Consider the following 7,536-nt stretch of genomic DNA (forward strand, 5'->3'; position numbering starts at 1 on the left):
GTGGATCAGCCCGGTGGCCAGTTCATCTGGCGCTGGCCGAGCACGTGCATGTGAATATGGTAGACCGTCTGGCCACCTTGTTCATTGCAGTTCATGACCACGCGAAAGCCTTCCTCGCAGCCCAGCTCCCTGGCCAGGCGCTGGGCCGTGAACAGAATGTGCCCAGCCAGGCCCTTGTCTTCTTCGGTCAGGTCGTTGAGGGTGCGGATGTGCTTTTTCGGAATGACCAGAAAATGCACCGGGGCCTGGGGGGCGATGTCGTGAAATGCCAGAACCTGGTCATCTTCGTAGATGATCTTCGCCGGGATCTCTCGGTTGATGATCTTGAGGAATAAATCGTCCACAGCACTTGCTCCATGGTGAGGGTCCGGGCCGAGTGTACTCAGGCCGGAGCCGCTCGCCCAGCGACTATTCCATACCGGCTGGGCAATAACGCCGGTGAATCACACCTGCCAGCTTGCGCACCAGCCAGTTCGGCAGCAGCCGCGGGGCGATCGCCAGCCAGCGATTGCGTCGCCCCGGCAGGATCAGGGCGCGGTTGCGGGCGAGCGCGCGAACGGTGTACAGCGCCACTTCCTCGGGGCTGAGGCAGCGGCTTTTGCCTTCGAGCCGGGCTATGCGGCGCCGTGAGGAGCGTACCGGTCCCGGGCACAGCACGGAGACCTTGATGCCTGTGGGTTTGAGTTCTTCGCGCAGGGCCTGGGAGAAATTCATCACGTAGGCCTTGCTGGCGGCATAGGTGGCCATCCAGGGCCCAGGGGCCACACCGGCCAGCCCGGCAACGTTGAGGATCTGGCCGCCGCCCTGTACCGCCATCAGATTGCCGATGGCATGACACAAGCGGCTCAGCGCCAGCACATTGACTTCGAGCAGGTCCTGTTCGTCGGCCCATTCATGGGCCAGGAATGGCCCGTAGGTGCGGTGACCGGCGCAGTTGACCAGCAAATCGATGCGTCGCTCGCCTTCTTCGAGCTCGAGAACGAACCCCGACAGCCTCAGCGGTTGGCTCAGATCGCACGCACGCAACAGCACCTCGACGCCGAAACGCTGGGCAAGCTCGATGGCGACTGGCTCCAGCGTTTCACGGTGGCGTGCGACCAGGATCAGGTTGCGCCCGCGCCGTGCCAGGGCCTCCGCCAGGGCCAGGCCCAGGCCGGTGGAAGCGCCGGTGATCATGGCGTAACGGGTCATGCAGGGCTCCTGGGGCCGAAGAGGGCATCTAGTGTACAGCTTGGCAGTGGTGGATGCTGCGTTTTGCTGGGCCGCCCAAGCCTGGGAATGAGCCGCTGCAGGGCCTGTCAGTGGTGCTTATGCCGATCGGCCGTTAGCGCTGCACCGCCCAGTGCTGGGCAACACCCTCAGAACGGTTTGACCACCACCAGGATGACGACCGCCAGCAGGATCAGCACAGGTACCTCGTTGAACCAGCGATAGTAGACATGGCTGCGGGTGTTGGTGCCGGCAGCGAAGCGTTTGCGCTGGGCGCCACACACGTGGTGATAGCCGGTCAGCAGAAGCACCAGGGTGAGTTTGGCGTGCAGCCAACCCTGGCTCAGCCACCCAGGCGTGAGGTAGAGCATCCAGGCACCGAATACGTAGGTGGCGATCATCGCCGGGTTCATGATGCCTCGGTACAACTTGCGCTCCATGGTCACGAACCGGTCCTGGCTGATGCTGTCCTGGCTCTGGGCATGGTAGACGAACAGCCGTGGCAAGTAGAACAGGCCGGCGAACCAGCATACGACGCTGACAATGTGCAGCGCTTTGATCCATAGGTAGAGCATCGGGGCATTCCTTCAGGTATTCACGGTCGTCAGATAGTAGTGCCCAGGCGCCCTCAGGGACACCTGAAGTGTTGTGACAGACGCATCACGCCCCTATCATCGTGCGTTTTCCAGACGGCTCGTTGATAAGGGGCAAGCGTTATGATCAAGGTCGGTATCGTCGGCGGCACGGGTTACACCGGCGTCGAACTGTTGCGTCTGCTGGCTCAGCACCCACAGGCCGAGGTGGCGGTCATCACGTCGCGCTCAGAAGCGGGTGTAGCAGTGGCCGACATGTACCCGAACCTGCGCGGCCATTACGACGGCCTGGCATTCAGCGTGCCCGACAGCAAGGCGCTGGGCGCGTGTGACGTGGTGTTTTTCGCCACCCCTCATGGTGTCGCTCATGCCTTGGCGGGCGAGCTTCTGGCCGCGGGCACCAAGGTCATCGACCTGTCGGCCGACTTCCGCCTGCAGGACGCAGTTGAGTGGGCCAAGTGGTACGGCCAGCCTCACGGCGCGCCTGATCTGCTCGACGGTGCCGTGTATGGTTTGCCCGAGGTCAACCGCGACAAGATCCGCCAGGCACGACTGATCGCGGTTCCGGGTTGCTACCCAACCGCCACTCAACTGGGTTTCCTGCCGTTGCTGGAAGCTGGCTTGGCCGATGCGTCGCGCTTGATCGCCGACTGCAAGTCCGGTGTCAGCGGTGCCGGACGTGGTGCGGCCGTGGGGTCGCTGTTCTGCGAGGCCGGTGAGAGCATGAAGGCCTACGCGGTCAAGGGGCATCGTCACCTTCCGGAAATCAGCCAGGGCCTGCGTCTGGCTGCGGGCAAGGACATTGGGCTGACCTTCGTCCCTCACCTGACGCCGATGATCCGCGGCATCCATGCCACCTTGTATGCGACCGTCGCCGACACATCGGCCGATCTTCAGGCGCTGTACGAGAAGCGCTACGCCAACGAGCCCTTCGTGGACGTGATGCCCGCGGGTAGCCACCCCGAGACCCGTAGCGTGCGCGGCGCCAACGTCTGCCGCATCGCTGTTCATCGTCCGCAAGGCGGTGACCTGGTCGTGGTGCTGTCGGTCATCGACAACCTGGTCAAAGGCGCTTCCGGGCAGGCCGTGCAGAACCTGAACATCGTGTTCGGGCTCGATGAGCGCATGGGGCTGAGCCATGCCGGCCTGTTGCCGTGAGCTGAAGAAGGCTTGCGGCAGGCTGCACTGATTCGCGACCAGCCCGTCGCCTATTGTTGACCGATTTTCTCGGGAAAGCGGATAATGGCCGTCATCGAGTTTTATGACGGCCACCGCGCCGGGAGAATCAACATGAGCGTCGAAACCTTCACCCCTACGGTTTTGGAATTTACCCACGGTGCTGCGCTGAAGGTGAAGAACCTGGTGTCCGAAGAAGGCAATGACCGGCTGAAACTGCGTGTATTCGTCACCGGTGGCGGTTGCTCGGGTTTCCAGTATGGCTTCACGTTCGATGAAGAAGTGGCCGATGACGACACCATCGTTGAGCGCGAGGGTGTTTCGCTGGTCGTGGACCCGATGAGCTTCCAGTACCTGGCCGGTGCCGAAGTGGATTACCAGGAAGGCCTGGAAGGCTCACGCTTCATCATCAAGAACCCTAATGCCGCCACTACCTGTGGCTGTGGCTCTTCGTTCTCGATCTGACGACATGCCCTCGTCAAGACGCCGCGCTCAAGCGCGGCGTTTTTCGTTGGACAGGTCAATGGCTCAAGCCGGATAGATGGCGCCCAGAATACGCAGGCCTTTGGCCGCTGTAACGCTGGGACGGTTGGCAGGTATGCCTTCGAGGCAGCAATGCGCCAGCCAGGCGAACGCCATGGCCTCGACCCAGTCAGGGTCTACTCCCTGTTCAGCGGTGCTGGACACCTTCACGTCAGGCAGGCCTGCTGCAAGGCGAGCCATCAAGGCGCCATTGTGCGCGCCGCCCCCACACACCAAAAGCGTCCTGGTGCCCTGCTGTGCGGTGCTCAGCGAATCGATGATGCTTTGTGCACTGACCTCCAGCAGCGTTGCCTGGACGTCTTCGTCGCGATAAGCAGGCAGGGCAGCGAGGTGGCTGTCCAGCCAGCGCAGGTTGAAGACTTCACGGCCTGTACTCTTGGGCCCGCTGCCGGCGAAGAATGGGTCGGCCATGAGAGAGGCCAGCAGGGCAGGTTGCACAGCCCCACACGCCGCCCAGGCGCCGTCGGCATCGTATGCCTGGCCGCGCTTGCGCTCGATCCAGGCGTCCATCAGGACATTGCCCGGGCCGCAATCGAAACCTCGGACCGGTTTGTCCTTGGCAATCAGGCTGAGGTTGCTGAAACCGCCTACGTTCAGGATGGCCAACGGCTGTTCGAGATGGCCGAACAGCGTTTCGTGGAACGCTGGGACGAGCGGCGCGCCCTGACCGCCGGCTGCTACGTCACGGCGACGAAAGTCAGCCACGACCGTGATGCCTGACAGCTCCGCCAGGAGCGCCGGATTGCCGATCTGCACGGTGAAACCTCGGGCAGGCTCATGGCGAATGGTCTGGCCATGGCTGCCGATGGCGCGAATGTCGGTGGGCTGCAAGGCGTGGTGGTCGAGCAAATCGAGTATGCCTTGCGCTGCCACCGTCGCCCACGCGTTTTCAGCGAGGGCGACCCGCGCCACTTCATCCGGCCCAGACGTGCACAGGTCAAGCAGCGCTTGCCGCAATTCCGTTGGCATGGGCAGGTAATGGGTGGCGAGCAGTTCGACGTGCTCGCCTTGCTCGATCAGGGCGATGTCCAGTCCATCCAGGCTGGTCCCTGACATCACGCCTAGGTAGAGGCCCATGGGCTCACCGTTTGTTCATGGCAAGTAGCGTGGCTTTTTCCTGATCCATGCGTGCGATCAGCGGCTGGCTTTGCTGCAGGAAACGCTGGCGCTCGTTCTTGGCGATCGGGTCGGACATCGGCACTTTCTGGCTCAGCGGGTCGACGTGCACGCCGTTGACCTGGAACTCGTAGTGCAGGTGAGGCCCGGTAGAAAGCCCCGTGGTCCCGATATAACCGATGATCTGGCCCTGCTTGACCGAACCCCCGGTCTTGATGCCCTTGGCAAAGCCCTGCATATGACCGTACAAGGTCTTGTACCGATTGCCGTGCTGGATGATCACCGTATTGCCGTAGCCGCCGCGCCGGCCGGCGAGCTCGATGCGGCCATCACCCGCAGCCTTGATGGGCGTGCCTCGCGGGGCTGCATAATCCACCCCCTTGTGGGCGCGGATCTTGTTCAGAATCGGGTGCTTGCGCCCGGCAGAGAAGCGAGAGCTGATGCGCGCAAAATCCACGGGTGTGCGAATGAAGGCCTTGCGCAGGCTGTTGCCATCGGCCGTGTAGTAGCTGGTGTTGCCTTGCTTGTTGGTATAACGCACGGCCGTGTAGGTTTTGCCGCGGTTGGTGAAGCGCGCCGAGAGGATATTGCCGGTGCCGACCACTTTGCCGTCCATCACCTTCTGCTCATAGACCACGTCGAACTCGTCACCTTGGCGAATATCCTGGGCGAAGTCGATGTCGTATCCCAGCACCTTGGCCATGTCCATGGTCAGGCTGTGGGACAACCCGGCGCGCTGTGCCGATGCGGAGAGCGAGCTCTTGATGACGCCATGGGCGTAGGCAGTGCGCACCACGGGTTTGCTGATTTCACGATTGAAGGTGTAGCCCTTGGCCGTCTTGGTCAGGCGGATGGTTTCCAGGTTGCCGACCTTGCTGTGCAAGCTGGCCAGCTGGCCTTGCTTGTCCAATTCGAACTGCAGGACCTGGCCGTGCTTGAGCTGGCTGAACTGCTTGGCCTGCTTGCTGCTGGCAAGAATGTCGTGGACGGCATTGGCCGGCAGTCCGACCTTGGCGAACAGCGTTGACAAGGTATCCCCGCTGGCGACGGTGACTTCCCGGTGGGCAGGGTCCTTGGCGGGCTGTGCGGCAGCTTCTGCCGGAGGGGTTTGCTGTTCCGCTTTCTGGGTGGATGCGGCCGCCTCATCGATCTGCGCAAACGGCGAGCCCTGCTCGCCGGATGCCTGCACCAGCGGCGCGGCGCGGGATTCGTCTTTCAGTTGCTCGGCTGGGGTTTCCAGCTCGAGGTTGAGGGTGGTTTTTTTGGCTTCCACGTCGCTGGATGGGAATACCAGCAATGCCAGGCTAAGCAGGGCGGCAATGCCGCTGGCGGCCAACAGGTGTGTTTTCGGATAAAGCGGAGGCGCTTTAGGCGGTTCGTTGGTCATGGGTAAGGAGACTTTGAAAAAGGTGAAATGGAATAGATGAATGACATGATGAAGATGAAATAACTGTATAAAATATAACCAAAACCATTTTCACGCAAGGGCGCGTAGACGCTGCGAGCACGTCCCCAGGTCACATTCCTTTGCAAAACTTGTATTTGACGGCCGATCTTGTATGGTTGGCTCCCCCTGAATCTGAGCCTTGCGGGTTTGTCTATGAAGTCGGTTGAAGAGCAGCTGGCGCTTATCAAGCGCGGTGCGGAAGAAGTACTGGTGGAGTCCGAGCTGGTTGAAAAACTCAAGCGTGGTCAGCCCTTGCGCATCAAGGCCGGTTTCGACCCTACCGCACCTGACCTTCATCTCGGTCACACGGTACTGATTAACAAGCTGCGCCAGTTCCAGGAATTGGGGCATACCGTGGTGTTCCTGATTGGTGACTTCACCGGCATGATCGGCGACCCCAGTGGCAAGAGTGCCACGCGTCCGCCACTGACCCGTGAGCAGGTGCTGGACAATGCCGAGACCTATAAACAGCAGGTCTTCAAGATTCTCGATCCGGCCAAGACCGAGGTCGCGTTCAATTCCACCTGGATGGATGCACTGACGCCCGCCGACTTCATCCGTCTGGCGTCGCAGTACACGGTCGCCCGTATGCTGGAGCGTGACGATTTCGACAAGCGCTATACCACCAATCAACCCATCGCCATTCATGAGTTCCTCTATCCGTTGGTGCAGGGCTATGACTCGGTCGCGCTCAAGGCGGATGTCGAGCTGGGCGGTACCGACCAGAAGTTCAACCTGCTCATGGGGCGCGAATTGCAGCGTGCCTACGGTCAGGAAGCTCAGAGCGTCGTGACCATGCCCCTGCTTGAGGGGCTTGATGGCGTCAAGAAGATGTCCAAGTCCCTGGGTAATTATGTCGGCATCCAGGAAGCGCCGGGTGTGATGTACAGCAAGCTCGTGTCGATTCCGGACACCTTGATGTGGCGTTACTTCGAGCTGCTGAGCTTCCGCTCCATGGAGGAGATCGATCAGCTGCGTATGGATGTGGCCAATGGGGCGAACCCTCGGGACATCAAGATCCAGCTGGCGGAGGAGATCGTGGCGCGGTTCCATGGGGAAGAAGCCGCAGCCAACGCTCATCGTGGCGCCGGTAATCGTATGAAGGAAGGCGAGTTGCCGGAAGACCTGCCCGAAATCGAAGTGACTGCAACCGAGGCGCTGCCGATTGCTGCAGTGCTCAACCGTGCCGGGCTGGTCAAGAACTCGGCGCAGGCGCGGGACCTGCTGGGCAGTGGGGCTGTGAAGGTCGATGGCGTCGTGGTTGACCGTGAGTTTGTAGTGGCACTGGGTGCGACCCATGTCTGCCAGGCGGGTAAGAAGTCGTTTGCGCGCGTAACGCTCAAAGCAGAGTAAGACGTTCGTTGTGCGTCTCTATATAAGCGGGGGAGGCCGAAGGGCCTCCCCCGCTTTGCTTTTGATTTATATGAAATTAAAGGTTGACGCGGTTTCGAA

Annotated in this window: 8 protein-coding genes; 3 read left to right on the top strand and 5 right to left on the bottom strand. The window is 61.3% G+C overall.

All coding sequences use genetic code 11. The features are described from left to right. Window positions 1-5 precede the first annotated feature (5 nt). The 3 genes from B2Y33_RS19030 to hemJ form a co-directional block, all read right to left on the bottom strand. Window positions 6-344 carry a histidine triad nucleotide-binding protein gene (locus tag B2Y33_RS19030; protein WP_058603062.1) on the bottom strand — a complete coding sequence of 113 codons (339 nt, stop codon included), beginning with the start codon at window positions 342-344 and terminating at the stop codon, window positions 6-8. Between the two features lie 64 nt (window positions 345-408). Further along, entirely contained in the window at window positions 409-1,191 is a 783-nt protein-coding gene (locus B2Y33_RS19035; RefSeq protein WP_027913652.1) for an SDR family NAD(P)-dependent oxidoreductase, read from the bottom strand. A 167-nt stretch (window positions 1,192-1,358) separates the two neighbouring features. Further along, complete coding sequence (hemJ, locus tag B2Y33_RS19040) at window positions 1,359-1,784, bottom strand: protoporphyrinogen oxidase HemJ (protein ID WP_023532455.1); 426 nt, start codon at window positions 1,782-1,784, stop codon at window positions 1,359-1,361. Between the two features lie 141 nt (window positions 1,785-1,925). On the opposite strand from hemJ, the gene argC reads away from it, so the two are divergent. Together argC and erpA are read left to right on the top strand one after the other, a co-directional pair. Further along, window positions 1,926-2,960, top strand: coding sequence for an N-acetyl-gamma-glutamyl-phosphate reductase (argC, locus tag B2Y33_RS19045; protein WP_028686612.1), 1,035 nt, complete (start codon window positions 1,926-1,928; stop codon window positions 2,958-2,960). Between the two features lie 132 nt (window positions 2,961-3,092). Next, the gene (gene erpA, locus B2Y33_RS19050; RefSeq protein WP_023532751.1) at window positions 3,093-3,443 is read left to right on the top strand and encodes an iron-sulfur cluster insertion protein ErpA; all 351 of its coding nucleotides are present in this window, start codon (window positions 3,093-3,095) and stop codon (window positions 3,441-3,443) included. A 63-nt stretch (window positions 3,444-3,506) separates the two neighbouring features. On the opposite strand, the gene B2Y33_RS19055 is transcribed toward erpA, so the two are convergent. After that, window positions 3,507-4,598, bottom strand: a complete 1,092-nt coding sequence (locus tag B2Y33_RS19055) for an anhydro-N-acetylmuramic acid kinase (protein WP_206405161.1) — start codon at window positions 4,596-4,598, stop codon at window positions 3,507-3,509. A 4-nt stretch (window positions 4,599-4,602) separates the two neighbouring features. Continuing rightward, window positions 4,603-6,024 (bottom strand): peptidoglycan DD-metalloendopeptidase family protein, encoded by a 1,422-nt coding sequence (locus tag B2Y33_RS19060; protein WP_027913655.1) that lies wholly within the window; start codon window positions 6,022-6,024, stop codon window positions 4,603-4,605. Between the two features lie 213 nt (window positions 6,025-6,237). Here B2Y33_RS19060 and tyrS point away from each other — a divergent pair, with 213 nt between their 5' ends. Next, window positions 6,238-7,437, top strand: coding sequence for a tyrosine--tRNA ligase (tyrS, locus tag B2Y33_RS19065; protein ID WP_027913656.1), 1,200 nt, complete (start codon window positions 6,238-6,240; stop codon window positions 7,435-7,437). Window positions 7,438-7,536 lie beyond the last annotated feature (99 nt).

The organism is Pseudomonas sp. UBA5666, from assembly GCF_002420785.1.
In the GTDB taxonomy this organism is placed as follows: Bacteria; Pseudomonadota; Gammaproteobacteria; order Pseudomonadales; family Pseudomonadaceae; genus Aquipseudomonas; species Aquipseudomonas fulva.